Origin of the sequence: Paracoccus sp. FO-3 (genome assembly GCF_006386455.1) — a bacterium.
In the GTDB taxonomy this organism is placed as follows: domain Bacteria; phylum Pseudomonadota; class Alphaproteobacteria; order Rhodobacterales; family Rhodobacteraceae; genus Paracoccus; species Paracoccus versutus.
Genome location: NZ_VCBQ01000273.1, coordinates 1 through 1,159 on the forward strand (window position 1 = coordinate 1; position 1,159 = coordinate 1,159).

Sequence of the window (1,159 nt, forward strand, 5' to 3'; positions counted from 1 at the left end):
GAACGGCCAATGGATCGACCGGTTTCATGACCGCAACGGGTTGAAATACATCGTGCTGGACATGGACAGCTCGGTCAGCCCCACCCACGGCGATCAGGAAGGTGCTGCCTGGAACGGGCATTTCGACTGCACCTGCTATCACCCCATCTTCTTGTTCAACCAGTTTGGCATGCTGGAGCGCTGCGCCCTGCGTAACGGCAATGTCCACAGCGCCGATGGCTGGCGGGATGTCCTTGATCCCGTCATTGCCCGATATGCTGGCCGCGACCTTGGTGGACGCTTCTTCCGGGCCGACGCTGCCTACGCGATCCCCGCGATCTATATGCGGCTGGAAGAAGCCAGGTTCTTCTACGCCATCCGTCTGCCCGCCAACGCCGTCTTGCGCGAGAAGATCGCGCATCGGCTGACACGGCCCGTGGGACGGCCTTCGCTGACCAAGGTCAAACGGTTCTTCGAGGACTTCGAGTATCAGGCGGCGTCCTGGGACAAGCCGCGCCGCGTCATCGCCAAGATCGAATGGCATCCGGGCGAGCTGTTCCCCAAAGTCGGCTTCATCGTCACCAACCTGCCGATGGAGCCAGACTGGGTGGTGAGGTTCTACAACCAGCGCGGCACCGCAGAGCAGCACATCAAGGAAGGCAAATATGCCTTTCGCTGGACGCGGCTGTCATGCCGGAAGTTCCGGCACAACGAGGTGCGGCTGCAACTGCACGCGCTGGCCTACAACCTGGCAACCTTCCTGCGCTGCATCGAACTGCCCGAGGCCATGGCGGACTGGTCGTTGACCAGCCTGCAACTCAAGCTGATCAAGATCGGCGCCCGCGTCGTCCGCCACGCCCGCGCCATTACCTTCCAGTTGGCCGAGGTCGCCGTCACCGGCCCGATGGTGCGGGCCGTCCTTGCCGCCATCCGCCGTCTTCGAACGCCTCCGTCATGCGCATGACCACGATCCATGCCCAAGCTGAACGAAAGCGGCAGGACAGGTCCGTCTGCCGCGCGGAAAAGCGGCTCTGCCGGGCCAGAATGCTGCGGGTTCGAGGCTTGATCCACCCGACTTCGGCCGTTTGCGCGACGACAGACACCGCTCGGGGCGAAAAACGCTTGCCCAGCGAGCAAAATCAGGCGATCTTGAAGTCAAGCGGCAGGCCACTTGGGGAAT

The 1,159-nt window shown here is 62.7% G+C and carries 1 protein-coding gene; it reads left to right on the plus strand.

Annotation, left to right across the window (positions count from 1 at the left end):
• A partial coding sequence (locus FE811_RS26925) for an IS1380-like element ISPme1 family transposase (protein ID WP_140849574.1) occupies positions 1–943 on the plus strand: 943 nt, incomplete at its 5' end.
• Positions 944–1,159 lie beyond the last annotated feature (216 nt).